At 46.4% G+C, this 16,457-nt stretch carries 13 protein-coding genes; 5 read left to right on the top strand and 8 right to left on the bottom strand.

Annotated elements, in window-relative coordinates; genetic code table 11:
* Positions 1–402 precede the first annotated feature (402 nt).
* Both QUA01_RS10980 and QUA01_RS10975 read right to left on the bottom strand, forming a co-directional pair.
* On the bottom strand, positions 403–1,239 hold the full coding sequence (locus tag QUA01_RS10980; RefSeq protein ID WP_333090754.1) for a CNNM domain-containing protein: 837 nt from the start codon (positions 1,237–1,239) through the stop codon (positions 403–405).
* 288 nt (positions 1,240–1,527) lie between these two features.
* The gene (locus QUA01_RS10975; RefSeq protein WP_333090756.1) at positions 1,528–2,616 is read right to left on the bottom strand and encodes a hypothetical protein; all 1,089 of its coding nucleotides are present in this window, start codon (positions 2,614–2,616) and stop codon (positions 1,528–1,530) included.
* A 114-nt stretch (positions 2,617–2,730) separates the two neighbouring features.
* Here QUA01_RS10975 and QUA01_RS10970 point away from each other — a divergent pair, with 114 nt between their 5' ends.
* From QUA01_RS10970 to QUA01_RS10955, 4 genes are all read left to right on the top strand, one after another.
* The gene (locus QUA01_RS10970; protein ID WP_333090757.1) at positions 2,731–3,618 is read left to right on the top strand and encodes a YihY/virulence factor BrkB family protein; all 888 of its coding nucleotides are present in this window, start codon (positions 2,731–2,733) and stop codon (positions 3,616–3,618) included.
* 951 nt (positions 3,619–4,569) lie between these two features.
* Positions 4,570–4,698 carry a hypothetical protein gene (locus tag QUA01_RS10965; RefSeq protein WP_333090759.1) on the top strand — a complete coding sequence of 43 codons (129 nt, stop codon included), beginning with the start codon at positions 4,570–4,572 and terminating at the stop codon, positions 4,696–4,698.
* Positions 4,699–4,923: 225 nt separating this feature from the next.
* Positions 4,924–5,070: a glycosyltransferase gene (locus QUA01_RS10960; protein ID WP_333090760.1), complete on the top strand. Its 147-nt coding sequence runs from the start codon at positions 4,924–4,926 to the stop codon at positions 5,068–5,070.
* Positions 5,071–5,326: 256 nt separating this feature from the next.
* Positions 5,327–6,304, top strand: a complete 978-nt coding sequence (locus tag QUA01_RS10955) for a glycoside hydrolase family 24 protein (RefSeq protein WP_333090761.1) — start codon at positions 5,327–5,329, stop codon at positions 6,302–6,304.
* Here the strand turns inward: QUA01_RS10955 and QUA01_RS10950 are convergent, their stop codons facing one another.
* Positions 6,305–6,538, bottom strand: coding sequence for a hypothetical protein (locus tag QUA01_RS10950; protein ID WP_333090762.1), 234 nt, complete (start codon positions 6,536–6,538; stop codon positions 6,305–6,307).
* 488 nt (positions 6,539–7,026) lie between these two features.
* On the opposite strand from QUA01_RS10950, the gene QUA01_RS10945 reads away from it, so the two are divergent.
* On the top strand, positions 7,027–7,158 hold the full coding sequence (locus QUA01_RS10945; protein ID WP_333090764.1) for a hypothetical protein: 132 nt from the start codon (positions 7,027–7,029) through the stop codon (positions 7,156–7,158).
* Between the two features lie 43 nt (positions 7,159–7,201).
* On the opposite strand, the gene arr is transcribed toward QUA01_RS10945, so the two are convergent.
* From arr to QUA01_RS10920, 5 genes are all read right to left on the bottom strand, one after another.
* Positions 7,202–7,648 carry an NAD(+)--rifampin ADP-ribosyltransferase gene (arr, locus tag QUA01_RS10940; RefSeq protein WP_333090766.1) on the bottom strand — a complete coding sequence of 149 codons (447 nt, stop codon included), beginning with the start codon at positions 7,646–7,648 and terminating at the stop codon, positions 7,202–7,204.
* Between the two features lie 435 nt (positions 7,649–8,083).
* Positions 8,084–9,256: a citrate synthase gene (locus tag QUA01_RS10935; RefSeq protein WP_194067912.1), complete on the bottom strand. Its 1,173-nt coding sequence runs from the start codon at positions 9,254–9,256 to the stop codon at positions 8,084–8,086.
* Between the two features lie 456 nt (positions 9,257–9,712).
* The gene (gene sixA / locus QUA01_RS10930) at positions 9,713–10,207 is read right to left on the bottom strand and encodes a phosphohistidine phosphatase SixA (protein ID WP_194008204.1); all 495 of its coding nucleotides are present in this window, start codon (positions 10,205–10,207) and stop codon (positions 9,713–9,715) included.
* An 89-nt stretch (positions 10,208–10,296) separates the two neighbouring features.
* Positions 10,297–13,905, bottom strand: coding sequence for a diguanylate cyclase domain-containing protein (locus QUA01_RS10925; protein WP_333090768.1), 3,609 nt, complete (start codon positions 13,903–13,905; stop codon positions 10,297–10,299).
* A 1,015-nt stretch (positions 13,906–14,920) separates the two neighbouring features.
* A complete protein-coding gene (locus tag QUA01_RS10920) occupies positions 14,921–16,195 on the bottom strand; it encodes a DHH family phosphoesterase (RefSeq protein WP_333090772.1) in 1,275 nt (424 codons plus the stop codon).
* Positions 16,196–16,457 lie beyond the last annotated feature (262 nt).

Here is a 16,457-nt window from a genome sequence, read left to right as displayed (position 1 = left end):
AATGGTTATTAAATGGGATCGAAAAATCAAAAATAAAGGCAATGCTATTTTATCCGGTTTAGCTGCGTAGCAGCTTAATTCTGATAACTCCAGCAGTTCAATTTTTCCTTGTCGAACAGTAGCCCAAAGTGTTTTTAGCATATCCACCTCATAAACTGTGCTTTATGCAATTTGCAGATTTTTGGTAAGTTGTCGCACTGAGCGACTAATTACAACCTAACTTAGGATTGAATTGATATCAAGCCGGGTCTATTGTAGGCGATATCTGTAGGGACACGGCATTGCCGTGTCCGTAAGAGGAGACGGCAGTGCCGTTTCCCTACCATTTCCCTATCGTGTCCGTAAGAGGAGACGGCAGTGCCGTTTCCCTACGGGGATATTACTATTATTAAAAACGGCAATTTAATTTAACACAAGTTCTGGCTGCTGAGTCTCAAACAAAGGACGAGTTACCTGGCGCAGTAGCACTGTTTCTAAACTGCCTTCTACTACAGTTACTGCTTCTATTTCTAATTCGCCCCACAAGAATCGATCGCCCTGAGTTGGCATTTTACCTAAATTGTGAATCACGAATCCGGCGATTGTTTGGTACGCTTGGTTCGCAGGCAGGTTTAAGCCGAGTTTTTCGTTAACTGCTGTCACTTCCCAGATGCCGGAAATCAGTGCTGAATGAGCATCTTTTTGAATGATAGTGGCTTCGGAAGTTGGCAGCAGGGGCTCCGACTTTTTGCTGGTAATCCAACCTGTCAGCAGCCACACAGTACCGTTGAGAATTGCTAGCAGCGGCCACAGTATTTTTGAGCAGATTTCTATAGCTGGCATCAGCAGCAAAGCGGTGCGTTCTGGGGCGTGGGTTGCTAATACTTTGGGAATTAGTTCTCCTAATACTATTTCGACGTAAGTTACTAATATAAATGCTGCGGGAATTGCGATCGAATGAGCGCTCACCCAGGCGGCTAAATGACCGATCGGCAATTTGTCGATCCACGGCTCAATCCAGTGTACAGTCGCACCCTCGCCCAACCAACCCAACAGCAAGCTCCCTGCCGTTGTGCCTGTTTGAGTCACCGACAGGTAATGCGGTATGTTGTTCTGCGCTTGGTGGACGAGTTCGGCAGTTTTGGCGTTTGGGCGATCGCGCAACTGGGCGAGTTGGCGGATTTGATGGCGATCGGCTGATACTAATGCTAATTCTGCCGCCACAAAAAACGCGATCAAAAGTGTTAATCCCAGCAACATTGCTAATCTTAGCAGTGTTTGAGCGACTTCTATTTCCAGGCAAGCAAGGTTGTTCAAAATAGACAAATAATACGATAGATGTTTTTGACTAACGCCTTTATTTTAGCTTAGCCATTCAGATAAATTGACATCGGATATCCGCACTACCCGTATTTGTAGGAGGCGCACTGTGCACCTTACCCGTAGAACTTGTGAACTCTTACTCTTCTCTTTTCCCCCTTCGCGCCCTTAGCGCCTTCGCGGTTCGTTAAAAAAATCCAATTCACAAACCCGAAACTAATTGCTGGATCAACCCTCCCTTACCCCCCGCAACGAGTGAATTTCCGTAAAAGTTTGCTCCGGATCAGAATTCAACCCGCCTTGAATGTAATTCAACTTAACTTCTTCCAACAAATCCGACAGCAGCGACTGCAATTCTCCGAGAGTTTTCTCGTCTTGCAACTCCCGCCGCAAACTTTGATTAAATTCTTGGCTGAAATTATCGATAATTTTTCGCCCCTTAGCGTCTTCGTAAGTAGTTGCTACCACATCAACAGCAGTTTGAGCCAGATAATTGGCTAGTTGTTCGGTCATTTCTTCAGGCAAAATATTAATCGGAGAGAAAGTTTGCAGGAGTTGATAAAAATCCGACTGTTTGATTGTCGCTTCCAAATTGTGGTGCAGCAATTCTTCCAAACCCGGTTGCACCTGCGGCAAAACCTTGTAAATTGTCAGATCGAAAATCCGCTTGGTAATTCGTTCGATCGTATTTTCCTGATTGACGTGAAGGTAGGGCTGCTGCGGATCTAGCAGTACCCGCGCTGCGTCGCCCTGTTCGATCGAACTTTGAGCTTGATTGATAAACCGCACCATCATGTATTCCGACATCGTATCGGCTAAATAAGCCACCGGTTCGTAGGTAATTTGAGCAACGGCGCGATCGAGATTAACCAAACCCGACTTGTGCAGCCGCAGCAATACCGGCAGAATCCGCCACCCCTGCCAAATCGGAATCAGCAGAAACACCTCGTACCAGCGCCTCAGCACAAAATCCAACCAACTTACCCCCGGCTTGCGACGGCTGTGGAACAGACTTTTTATGAAAAATTCCGCCCAAAAATAACCGATAAAAAACGCATCAATTCGCCAAAACTGGTCAGAGGCTTGCAAAGATTCCGCCTTTGGCAAACTCGAATCAATACCTTTAATCGGATCGTAAATTTTAACTAAAGCCGGAAAATAGCTCAGATAAACAGGGCGCATCTGCGGGTAGCTGAAATGGAAAATCACCAACAAGAAATTGACGGCTGCTACTAATGCGCTCAGTTTTGCCCAAGAAATTGCTTTTTTGGCAGATTTGATATCAGTGTTGTTAACAGTTGTGTTGGAATTTGACATAAAAGTAATTTTCAGAATTTGCTAATCGCTCGATCTAACTTGTGGGAGACGCTAAAAATACCCTAATCTATTATAATCCCTTGGTGAACGCTAAGTATGAGGAAACCAAAAACCGTGAACTTAAAAACAGTCATATCGCTGCTCAAAGAAACTTTTACTCAATGGCAAAAAGATAAAGCCCCAACCCTAGCCGCCGCCCTAGCCTATTACACAGTCTTCTCCCTCGCTCCGCTACTAATTATCGTAATTGCGCTCGTCGGCTTAGTCTTTGGTGAAGACGCAGCCCGAGGTCAAATCGTCGGCCAACTCCAAAGTTTAATCGGCAAAGATGGCGCTCAAACCGTCCAAGAACTCATCCTCAAAGCCTCCGAACCCAAGTCTGGCATGATTGCTACTTTAGTCGGTATCGCTACACTTTTGTGGGGCGCTTCCAACGTGTTTACTAATCTCAAAGATGCCCTCAATACTATTTGGAATGTTTCACCGCCTCCCGGACGCGGCATTTGGGGATTTCTGCAAGACCGCGTATTGTCTTTTGCGATGATTTTAGGCATAGGGTTTCTCTTGCTAGTATCTTTAGTAATTAGCGCCGTTTTAGCAGTCATCAGCTCTTGGTTGAACGGTTTGCTGCATTTACCAGTCGGCATTTGGCAAATTGTGGACTTTGCTCTTTCCTTTGGCGTAGTCACGATGCTTTTTGCCTTAATTTACAAACTATTGCCCGATGTCGAGCTTGCCTGGAATGATGTTTGGATCGGTGCAGGCATTACCTCTCTGCTGTTTACGATCGGCAAATCCCTAATTGGAGCATACCTCGGAAGCAGCGGTATTGCCTCTACCTACGGTGCAGCAGGTTCCTTCGTGATTATCCTGCTTTGGATTAATTATTCCGCTCAAATTCTGTTTTTGGGTGCCGAGTTTACCCAAGTTTGGGCTAACCGATACGGTTCCAAAATGCGAAGTTCGCGAAACAAGATTCTCAACAGCGAAAACGGGGAATGAATCCTTTGTACCCAAACATCGGAACAATTCCTAAGATTAGACAAACGGGAAATTTGAGGTTAAGGTACAACTCCTGGTTTGACAGAATCAGGAAGTTTTGCTGCCGTTGCGGTGTACATAATTGAGCAGATTTAACTAATTTAACAGAGGTTAGTAGAACTCTTGAACTCAATCGCAGACTCCATCGAATGGATCTGCGTTTATCTGTGTTTATCCGCTGTAAATATGCGGTTAAAAAACCGATATTGAGGCAACAATTTTAGTTGATAAAGAAGGTAAAGCGCGAAAAAACCAAAAATTTAGAAGGCAATAATTGTGTTTTTTTTCGTTAGCGCAGCCCTCGGACAGCATCGCTCTTTTACATTCTTAGGAGCGAGGCCAAAACAACCCGATTTCTTTAAAAAACGTGGCTGTTTTTCAAGAAACTCAGATGAATAAACCTGGCTTTTGAAATAGGATACGTCCCGAATAATATCAAATTCTCTATTCATCGAAATAGTAAACTAACTGTTAACTGTTAACGGTTAACAGTTAACATCATTCCGGTGCAACCGGAATTGATATAAATTCTGTATTCGGGACGATTTACTTCTGGTTTCTCCAAATTCCTACCTATTTATCGTAACGGTTAAAAATCCTGCCTCGGACTGACGGGAACATCTTCTACCACAAGCTGAAAGCAGGTTCGAGTTAGATGCCAGCCCAAATACGGGCAATTTCCTTCACCCTCATTTATTGCCATTTAGATTATCGAGAGTTTGAGCTGTTCCTGGTCTCTGCCAGCAGAAGGAACTCGTATTTCAAATTTATCTGGCAATTTATCCCTGAAGGCTGATTTATCGATCGCGCGCTTTGACTTTAATAAAAATTACCAGTTAACCTTTATTCCCCCGCCGTCCCCAAAATTCTACTTTTCACCTGCTGCATTTTTTTTAAATTTTGGTAAAAATCATGATTTCATTAGCAAAAAAACCTATCGCCCCCAGCTTTGTACAGGGCGATCGCGCTGTGGAAATTGGCAAAGAAGAAGCGGGCGGACAAAATATTTACGTGCATCAGCGCTACGTAAGACCGATTTAAAACTGATCGTAGGCGGTGGCTGGCGCGTGGGGGAAAGCGACAAGAGCACGACGCGATCGGCAGCATCGTGGAACAATTAGGCTTAAGCGACATTACCAGTTTTCCCGGCAGCTTGAAGCGACATTACCAGTTTTCCCGGCAGCTTGAGCCGAGAGATTCTCCACGCCGACGATCGCCGCCGCCGATGTCTGCGTCCTTCCTAGCCATTACGCACCATTCAGTTTAGTGGCCGTTGAAGCGATGGCCTGCGGCACGCCCGTCGTCGTCTCTCAAGTGGGAGGATTGAAATATACGGTAGTGCCGCGAGAAACCGGTTTGCTCGCGCCGCCAAAAAATGAAGTAGTATTTGCTGGTGCGATCGATCGGCTGTGAGTTGACTCAGTATGGCGCCAGCAACTCGGACAAGCAGGCCGCAGGCGCGTCCAAGCCTATTTCAGTTGGGAGGCGATACCGTCCCAACTAAGTCGGGTTTGCTGAACTCCTCGAACAACAATCGGCCGTTAAACTTGACCCCGTGAGCGCTTAATAGTATCACTTAGTATGGTTGAAGCGAGTTTCCATTGATCCCTGTGGATTTCAACCATTCTAACTGGGAACCTTCAACTAAAAGCGATATCAGGAGGTAATCTTGTACGCACCAGAAAATCTGGGAAGCCATCTGCAACCCATGAACGACATCCAGCTAATTCGCCTGTGGGTGGAGCGCCAATCCAGCCGCAGCAAGCGCTTTAGCTGGCAGGCGGCCAATAGTTTTCGGATGTTTGTAGCAAAACCGCTGGCAGAAGTAACTCTGACAGATGTCCAGACTTTCGCTGCAGCCATGAGGGCCCGCCAAGCTGCATCCCGTTTTTACAAGCAAACTTTACTAGCACTCAAATCTTTGTTCGCCTTCGGCCAGCAAACAAGAATCTTACCCGCAACCATTCCCCTGCAGGAGTGGCCGGTGCGACAGCGCAGCAAGCCGTCAAAACGCCTCCGTTTTAAAGTCTCGTGGAGTTTGTGCATCTGTTTGTCGTTTTTTTTGGGTAGGATGACTCCGAAGTTGTGGGGACAAACTATCTCGCCAGAAATCTCGGAGCCTCCTAAACGCACGCCGTTCGTTGGGGCTATCAACTCACCAGACGGAAGAGAGAATAACATTGAGCGCGATCGAGTCAAAGCCTTTCTCGACACCATCGCCGCCGCCGAAGGTACCGCTAGCCCCGACGGCTACCGCACCCAGTACACAGGCACCACATTTGTCAGTTTCAGCGACCATCCCAGAGAAATGAGATGCGGCCAGCGCTACGGCAAAAAGCTGTGTTCCGACGCGGCCGGGCGGTATCAGTTTCTGAGCACAACTTGGGACAGATTCGCCAAAAAATTTAGCCTCACCGATTTCAGTCCCCAAAATCAAGACCTGGTAGCTGTAGAGTTAATCCGAGAAAAAGGTGCCTTAGAAGATATAGAAGCGGGTAGATTGGAGTCAGCAGTGAGAAAACTCGCTTACATCTGGCCTTCTTTTCGGCGTTTTGGCGGTTCCGTGGAATCGTCGATGCCCAAACTAGAACAAATGTATTTGCAAAATTTAGGGATTTACCGCCCCGGATTGGTTGTTAGCAATTAGTCAGTCGATGTAATCTTTGCGCCAAGGTGCGTCGGGGATGAGAACTTGACAGGCGGGAGCAAGTGTGATGTTAGCAGTAAGAATCGCTGGGTTTTTAACTGTGCGGCCTTCTAATGACTGTTGAGATTCTAGGCGGCTGATTACCTCGATTGCACAGTTTTTGTCTGCTGCGTTTAACGGTGTGTTGCTGTACTCGGCTGCTAATTCTTCGAGAAAATTTAGGTGATCTTGCACAACGGGCGATCGCCCCAACAATCATCTTCTCAAGTTTATATGGGGCGATCGCTATTTCACCCAACAACAAACATCCTCGAATGATTTGATTTGTTTTGGAGGGCGATCGCCAATAATTTCTGTGGACTTAGCAACGACGCCAACCATTTTTGTTTACCTAATCTCTACCAAAGAATGTGAGACGAAGTGCGGGTTTTCCACGGTAGTAAGTGCGATCAAACTGTACTTTCTGAGACTCGTATGCGTGGCCTTGGATCATTTCTTGTGCATCATCGAGAGACATTTCACTCCAGTCAGGAGCGACTAACATAAGACCATTGTTAGCACTGAGTATTTCGTCTAGGTCATTCCAGGAGCCAATCCAGAGCATTTCCTTTGCTGTATTACTGAGACTCATCCTATTTACCTAAGTTGTAATTATCCCACAATTGCAGTTTAACTAAATAAATGAAAATATATTACCGCATAATTTTGTCAAGGCAAAGTATTTGACGATCGCCAAAATTTTATTTAATTTCACAGGTGCGATCGCTTCTCAATTCGTAACTTTTGCGATCGCCAATAATCTCTCAGAACTCAACAACAAAGTCAACTATTTTTGCTTGCTCAATCTCGAATAGAACCAGATTGTCTAAGTTGTAAATTTTTATAAAATAGGTTTGGCTAGTCATTAAACGACTCAATTCCTTGCTCTTTAAGTCTAGCTAATCCATCTTTCATCGCTTTAACTTGCTCTAGTGAATGTCCTTGCCAAATTGCAACTTCACCAACAACCTTAAACGGACATGATGAACGATAAGACATTGTTGGATTACCAGGGAATTTTCTATCAGTTAAATCAGGATCATCTTCAATGGGCCCTGTTGATTCTACTAAATATATTCTTTCACACCCTTCCCCCAAAGCAAGTTCAGCCCCCCAAATAGCGGCATCTAAGGTTGCTGTCACGAAGACATACTTAGCTTTTTTTCTTTGTCCAAAATTTGAGTTGAAACCAGCTTCAATAAAATCTCCAATCTTTAGGGCAACCTTTGTTCCATGAAAGAACGTCTGAGAAAACGGTGTTGGGTTAGGTTCGTTTAATTTTTTATTGCTTTCACTATTTTCCATTGATGTAACCTATCATTGATATTTTCTTGATTGCTGAAATTGTTCATTACAATTACCGCTAACGGTTGAATTGAGGGGCAGAAAAACTTATGCCCAAAACCAGAATATCATAATTTGTCCGCTCCAATGATTTGTTATGCATCGATCGCTTCTCAATTCTTAATTTTGGCATCGCCTCAACAATCATCTTCTCAAGTTTGCTAAAGGCGATCGCTTAAGCGCAAATTTTATCCGTAGGGTGTGTCGCCATCGACAATCCTTCATCAACAGCGACAATTTCATGGTGACGCACCTGTTTTTTTCTAGAGATGAGGAAAAAAACCAAAATTTTGGTAAGGTGCGTCGATACTCGAAAAGTCGATTTTTATTGACAGATTTTTGCAGGGCGACGCACCCTACGACTACTTCAGTTTGCAAAACAAGTCCGATCGCCATTTACCGGTCTGGGTCGATCGCTATGCTTGAGGATGCGGTTCTGTCCCCGATCGCAATATAAGGTTCGCCGTGAGTCCCTGTATAGATTTGAGTAGGCCGGTAAATGCGATTTGCTTCTAGCTGTTCCTTCCAGTGGGCCAGCCAGCCGGCAACGCGGGCGATCGCAAAAACAGGCGTAAATAAGTCGGTCGGAATTCCCATTTTCCGATAAACCAGACCCGAATAGAAATCTACATTTGCGTAAATTCCTTTATGACTCATTTTTTCCTCAACCACTGCTTCCAACTCGATAGCAATGTCGTAATAATCGTCATGTCCAAAATTTTCAAACAACTTTTCGGCTAACCCTTGAAGAATAGTTGCTCTGGGATCTTTCACCTTGTAAACTCGGTGGCCGAAGCCCATGATCTTTTCCTTATTTTCAACGCACTTCTCGACAAAAGGCCGCACGTTTTCTACCGAACCAATTTGCTCCAACATATCAATCACTTCTTCATTTGCTCCCCCGTGCAGCGGCCCCGCCAAAGTGCCAACTGCAGAAGCAATCACCCCGTAAGGGTCTGTTAGCGTCGAAGCTGTTACCATTGCCGAAAATGTAGAAGCATTGATTGTATGCTCCGCATGGAGAGTCAGACAAGCATCAAAAATATTAGCCAACAGCGGATCTGGTTCTCGCTCGTTGAGCATATAAAGAAAGTTAGCCGAGTAGTTCAAATCGTCCCTCGGCAACAGCGGGTCATTACCCCGCCGCATTTGCTGGAACGCCGCCACCATAGTCGGAATTTTGGCTAGCAGCCGCACTACAGCTTCTCGAATGTATGCTGGGTTAGCCAGAGCTCGGCGCGAGTAGAATAAGCCCAAGGCCGCTGCTGAAGCTTGCAGCGCGTCCATTGGATGTCCTCTTTCGGGAAAGCATTTCATCATATCCCGGATGCGATATTTGATCCGGCGGTGATAGCGAATTTCATGCTCGAAAGCTTCTAGTTCTTCCTGTGTCGGAAGTACGCCCCAGATTAATAAATATGCAGTTTCCACAAAGGAACTTTTGAGAGCTAGTTCCTCAATGCTAATCCCGCGATATTCTAGCACCCCTTTTTGTCCATCTACATAACTAATACTGGACAAGGTGGCGGGAACACCTTCTAAACCTGGTTTGAATTCGCCGACGACCATTGCGATACCGTATTGTGTGAGTTGAATCTAATCAAATTACATTACCAGAAAGCAAGATAGTGTCACCGTCTTGACAAATAATCATTTAGGTGCTAATGAGGCGCAAGGATGCTCAGAAACGAGATTTTTCCATAGAGTTTGCGATCGCACCGTTAGATATTTTATCAAATAAATATCGTAGAATAACTAAATCAGACAAGATGTAAAAACCTACCCCCGGACTGGGGGAAAGTCTACGCCCAAAACATTTTTGAGGAGATATGACTACGCAGCTATGCTGCAAACCTAGTCAGCCTGGGAACCCACGTAAAATGGGATATTAAGATAGAAATGTCTTAAGAATCCCCGTGCCTTAAGGCCGGGGAATGTCAACTCCTCACGCCCGGTTGCGGAGTCGGAGAATGCCGGTCAAAGAGGGCTGGCGCGCCCTGTGATTGTGGGGCCGATTCGCTGTTTCTAGCAAAGCAAAAACTTGGGCCCTGTGAGCCAGAACATTTGGCTGCGGCCGACTGGGGAGCCTGTTTCGGGGAGGATTAAACCGATGATACCTGCTTTTTTGAGGATCAGGGCATCTTGCGATCGCCCCCAAAGCAAAGTTTCTGCCCAATTGCCCAAATCTGGTTGGTGCCCCACCAAAACTAAGCTGCGGCTGCCGCTTTCCTGCCACTGCTTGTACCACCTCAGCCAGTCCCCGATGTCTCCTGAAGGTGCGAGGGCGGCGGATTCTTCTATTTGGGAACTCAGGCCTGCTGACAGCAGAATTTGGGCGGTTTGCGTGGCGCGCAGTAGAGGACTGGTGAGAATCAGATCAAACTGAATTTCGAGATCGTACAGTCGCTGGGCAATTTTGTGGGTTTTACGATCGCCCTGTTTAGTCAGGGGCCTTTCCGAGTCTGTATCGTATTCTTCGGGTTCCGCTGCGATGCCGTGACGGACTAGGTAGAGATGCACTGTGGCTGTCCTTTTGATAATTGTGCGATGGCTACGCCCCGGCTTACACGCACTTAGGGATGAAGTTTGGCGCGATCGACATATTTTACCTATTCTACAACTGGATTGACATCTGGCACTGTCATCTGGTATGCGCCACAGGCGTAGCGATCGCGCCCTTGTCGTTTCGCATCATACAATGCTCGATCGGCTGTGGCGATCAATTCATCCGGCGATTCGCCACAGCAGGGAACTATGCTAGCAATTCCCATACTCACAGTCACGATCGCACTCACCTCAGATTGCTCGTGAGGGATGGTCAAATCTCCGATCGCATCTCGCATCGACTCAGCAACTGCGATCGCCCCTGCAGCATCCGTATTTGGCAGAATAGCAGCAAATTCTTCGCCCCCATAGCGCACAAACAAATCCGTCGAACGTTTAACCGCAGCCGCCGCAGCTTTCGCCACTTTCACCAAACAAATATCCCCAGCTTGATGTCCGTAGCAATCGTTATATCGCTTGAAATAATCTACATCCAACATAATCAATGACAACTGTTGTTTACCCTCCATCAGTCGGTGCCATTCCGACTCCAATCGCTCATCAAAACAGCGGCGGTTTGCTACTTGGGTTAACCCATCTGTCATAGCCATTAATCTTTCTTGTTCCGCCCGGTTTTTCAGAATCTCCTCGGCCTCCTGGCGTTCTGTAATATCAGCGAAAGTGGTCACTACTCCATAGGGTTGAGATTGATTGAGATGGAACAGCGGTTGAGAATTAATCGAAATCCAAGTCAGGGTTTGATCCGATTTGTGAATGCCCATCACCACATTCGATCGCGCTTCTCCCGTGCGTAGGGTGATCGTTGCCGGATGCTGTTCCCCCGGGAACGGGGAGCCATCCTCGCCAACGGTTCGCCAGTCTAAATCTACGGATGTACGCCCCATCATTTGGTCTGCTGTGAGCCCCATAATCCTTTCAGCACTAGCATTACAGGCAGTAATTTGTCCGTCTGCTAGCTGAAGTACGACACCTTCGGTCATGGTAGTAATCACAGAACGATACCGTTCCTCGCTTTCCTGCAATTGACTCAGGAGACTGTTTTTAGCATCAAACTCCGAAGCCAGATGCAGGCTCCCGGCCATAAACCCCGCCATTAGTTGTAAAGTTTGGATATCTGACTCTGTAAAGGCAGAGGGTATAGCTGAAACGACTTTTAAGACGCCAACCCGATCGCCCTGATAGAACAAGGGAACAACCACCATTGACCGGAGACCAATGCGCTGACAGGCAGCCAGATCCACCCGTGCATCGGTTTCTGAATCCTCGCAAATCATGATTTGGCCGGTCGCAATACATTTTCCCGATAAACTTGTCCCTACTTTGAGCCGTAATCCAAGATAGCTGGTGGCGATACCGCTGGCTGCCCGATACACCATTTCATCCCCTTCCACGATTTCAATCACTGCTCCATCGGCGCGGGTCAAATCTTGAGTCCTCTCTGCAATCACCGCCATTACTGCATCGAGATTGGGATTGCGGATGGCGATTTCCTGTTGGGTGGCAATCACCACAGCCTGACGCTCGAACTCTTGTTGCAATGCTGCTTCTGCTTGTTTGCGATCGGTGATATCCTTCATAAAACAGTGATGCCCGATCGGTCGATCGCGATCGTCGCAGGCTGTCACCATGACCACCTGCTTGTAAAAGATCGAGCCATCTTTCCTAATACCCCTAGCCTCAACTTCCACTCGGCCTCCGGCTAGCATTTTTTGATAAGCCACTAGCATCATTTCCAGATCTTCTCGAACAACCGTTTTCTGCCAATTCATACCAACCATTTCTTCAGGCTGATAACCCACTATATTGGCATAGGCTTGATTAACACTGATATACGTTCCGTGTTGATCCAGCCGCGAGATGCCTTCCACGGCATTAGCAAGGGCTGTACTCATTTCTCTGAGTTCTGTTTCGGCCAATACCAGATCCGTAATGTCTTGGGATGTGCCAAACAACCGAATGACTTGTCCCTCTGCATTTAGTTGGACTTGTCCCCTGCCTTCGATATAGCGGATCGAACCATTGACACCCAAGACTCTGAGCCGCAATCGATAGGGTTCTCCGTGACTGAGGGATCGTAGAACTACCTGGTGTAGCTGTTCGGCGCTTTCGGGATGGTAAAGCTGTAGGTTTTCTTCATAGGTAGGTTCCCCCAGGGCCCTGTTGCGTCCCACAATCTCGAATAGTTGGGGAGACCAGGTAATTTTACTCGTAATTACGTCCCATTCCCAGTTACCGATCTGGGCAACCCGCTGGGCTTCTGACAACCGGGCTTCACTCTGTTGCAGGGCTGTTTCCGTCTGCTGGCGGTCGGTAATGTCCTTTTCGTTTACGAGCAACATCGGGTTGCCTGTTACCGGGTCGTTGCTACATCGCACGTCCATCTCGTGCCACCGAATTCCCGCCAGAGTAATCACTTGAGCCTCAGCACTAAAGACCTCACCGGACTTGAGAACTGCCATTGCTCGCTCTCCTACCCGATCGTCAACAAAGCGGCTCACAAAAGCATTGTCTGTGTTTCCATAACAGCGCAAGGCCGCCTGGTTTTGCAGCAGCAGCAAGCCTTCTAGGCTGTACAGGGAAACCATCAGCGTGGTGTGGCGGAGTGCTTCGATCGATCGCAGAGTTTCCGGCTCAATTCGATCGACGGTTTCGATCGTACCCTGCACCAGCATTGCCAAACGCCCGCCGTCAATCCTGATGCCAGAGCACCGACAGCCGACAGAAACAGGCTCACCGGCGGGGTTAAACGTCCACCGCTCGGACAAGGTTTGGCCTTGCTCAAACTGCTGCAGATAGCTCTGCAAGCGAATCCGAGTAGACTCTGACACATCGCTAAAGTTGCGGCTCGTGAGTTCTTGCCGCGTCGCAGCATTCCACAGGTACAAGGATGCTTGGTTTGCCCACCGCATTTGCCAATGCTCAATATCAAATATCCAGATCGGGTTTTGCAACAAGTCAAAGGCTCTGAGGTGGATAATATCGCCGCTCAGGGAACAGGCACTGTCTGGTTCCAGGCTATTTTGACGGTTGACTTTTTCTATATTGGTGACAGTTTGAGCCGGTGCTGTTTCGAGTTGTGGCGGTTGATTTGGCAGCACCGGGTGGTGAGATTCCAGTTGCCGCATCCTCAAGCTGAGCTGCACTGCAACGTGTTGCAGGATCTGAATGTCGAGAGGTTCCCACTGACGCGGACTTCGGCATTGATGAGCAATCAACAGTCCCCACAGCTTCGGAGATTGCTGCTGTTTGCCATCTACCAAAATTGGTACAACTAAATTTGCCTGCACTTGGAGGCGATCGAGCAATTCGATATGACAAGCTGGAATATGACCGCTGTTAATATCAGCAATGCTGCTGGTTTGTCCCTGGCTGTAACCCTTTAGCCAGGTTGTTTCAAAGCAAGGGTCATCAATCAGTTGTCCCAGCATGGGCGGCCACTCGCCACCAACGGATTCAGCCAATACTGCACTATCTCCATGCGGTAGGAAGCGATAAATAATTACGCGATCGGTTTGCAGCAGCACCCTAGTTTCTGCTACCGCACATTGCAAAATGCTCTCCCGATCCCCGAACTCGTTGATTTGAATTACAATTTCTGAAAGTTTTTCTAGGATTTTCTCTAACGACCAAGAGAAAGTCTGTTTTGTAGACATCTCCGTGTTCCTTTTTTTTAGCTATTTATTACTATTCTACCCCGCAACAAATAAATATAATATTTTTTTAAATTCTCATAATCTGTTGTTAGGATTATCAAAAAAAATACTTAATTTGTATTTTGAAAGCGAGAACACTACAAATCTTAGTTTTTTAAACTTAGCAAATCATCTAAATTTTTCTAGATTTATTTTGCTTTTTTACGGCGTTTATTTTCTAATTCCGAGCGGAATTTTTCTGCGCCAAATATAACGAATTATGATTAACTTAGTGAATTTATCAGCAAATTGAAAAAAGTTAACCCTGTAGAAGTGTTATGATTGAAGAATCATATCGTGAATTTTAGTAAGCTAGAGCCAACTAAATTTTTCCCAACTCCTGGTTTTTCACGAAAATACTTTGTTGCATCCTTTGACAATAGTTAAAATACCCGGTTTGTTTGGTGTGTATTTTTGGGAAATGGGATAAAATCTATGGCGTTGCTTAATCAGGGTATGAAAAAAATCAGTTGAAAATCCTCCAGCTTTGTCGATACTGGTTTCTATGACTGGCATATTTAGGATTTCATCTCAAATCCGGTAGTATCGGAATTATGAGTGCGATCGTCCAAATAGATTATTCCGATGCTACCGTCCATTACCTCATATCAAATCCTGTCTTCATCGGAATAGTAAATTCACTGTTGACTGTTGACTGTTGACTGTTGACTGTTGACTGTTAACAGTTAACATCATGAGGAGTGCAACCGGAATTGAGATCGTACCGTAAATCAGCAACGCCGATATTACTTCGTTCAAACTGACAGAGGTGTGCTGGATTTGATTTCCAACCCTCAATAAGAGTGAAAAAACCCGGTTGAGGAGAGTTGAAATGCGGGGAGGACTGACGATTAAGTTGAGAGTTTGCGCTTCGGTAGAAAAAATATGGCAAAACCTGGTAGCAACCGGAGGTCGAACCCCGCATCGCATTCCCAGGCTATTGCTGGAATCAAGGCCGCGCCTAGAAACTCCAAAGTTAATGATCGTAAATCGGATTCTCTTTAGGACTAACTAAATCTAGCAAATTTTGCTTGATCTGAGCATCAAATACTTCCCATTTCATCCTTGCATAATCGCTATCTTCATTTCCGCCAGAAAGAAATCCCACCGGAATTTCAAAGCCTCCAGCTTGACTTCTACCACCGCCAAAAAAGCGTCCTTCAGCATTTTTCCCGAAGGCTTCTTTAATAAATTCGTCGGGATCGAGAGTCAGTTTATTCGTTCGCAGCGAGCCAATTACTACTTCAATTTCTTCGTCTTTATCGTGAACAATTGCATAGACAACGGCTGTGTGCACGTTCTCTTCGGTCATTAAAAAGTCCGCTGCTTGGGGAATAGAATCCCGATCGTCATAGCGGAGGTAGCCGATGCCGGCGATGGAAAAATTGTTCTGGACGATGCGGTGTTTGAGCGATCGCTCGATCGCATCCATCACCCATTTAGAACGAGACGACTGCAACACCGCATTCAACAACTGCGAGTCATAAAAACGGCTCAAATAAGCAGCAGCTAAAAACTCTTCCTCCTGAGCTTGTCTGAGGGCATTCGTATCCGATCGCAAACCGTGCATCAAAGCCGTAGCGCACTTGACGTGCTGGCTGATACTGCTGTCAAAAGCTAACATTCCCGCCTGCAAATACTCCGTAAAAATCGTGGCTGTAGCGCGGATTTCCGGGCGCAAATCCGTAAATTCTGCGTTCATTTCCCCCTGCAAACTGTGGTGGTCGATAACTGCTGCGATCGGAATTCCCGCCCCTAAAATAAACTCAGTTAAGTTACAAGTAGTGCCTTGGTTATCGATAAAAACGCACCCCTTATAAGCCGATAAATTCTTAGTTTTTGCCGTTTCCAACGTCCACCGCTGCAACGGCAACCCTGTTAATTTGACTAAGGCAATATTTTCTTGGTGGCTGAGAGTGCCGGCGTAGATAATCTCGCATTGGATATCGTATTTTTCGGCGATTAATTTGTAAGTCCAAGCACTTGAAAGCGCGTCGGGGTCTGGAAAATCTTGCAGCAAAATTAACTGGCGACTGCCTTTGTTGCGATCGAACATTTGGCGCAATTGCTCGACTTTACGAGCGTGCAATTCCTCGCGGAGACTGGCGCGATTTTCTTCGGAAGCAACTTCAGCTTTGCTGCGCCGTTTCTGGAGTTCATTCGCTGCACGTACAGCCTCGCCGATGGGGTCAACCTCACCTTCGCGGTTGCTAGATGTTTCATCTGAATTAGTAGGCGGGCGGTCTTTCATTGTTAAAGTTTAACCATTTAATTAATTTAGGACTTACGGAGGAGCGGCCAAAAACCGGGTTTTTGGAGAAAATTATGTTGGAAAAAAGTATGCGCTATAGTCCCTAGATTGGGAGCATTTCAGTTTTGCATTATAGTGCGAGCGTCCCCGCTCGCGTATTGTACAACTCGCGAGCTCTTGATGTGCTCGCACTATAAGAAAAAAAATACTTTTTGCAAAACTGAGATGCTCCCCATAGATGAGGCAAAAACGCGGTTTCTTG

The sequence above is a fragment of the Microcoleus sp. S36a_B3 genome (assembly GCF_036700745.1).
GTDB lineage: Bacteria > Cyanobacteriota > Cyanobacteriia > Cyanobacteriales > Microcoleaceae > Microcoleus.
The sequence above is the reverse complement of the archived record's forward strand: the minus strand, read 5'-3'. Positions and strand labels throughout refer to the sequence as shown.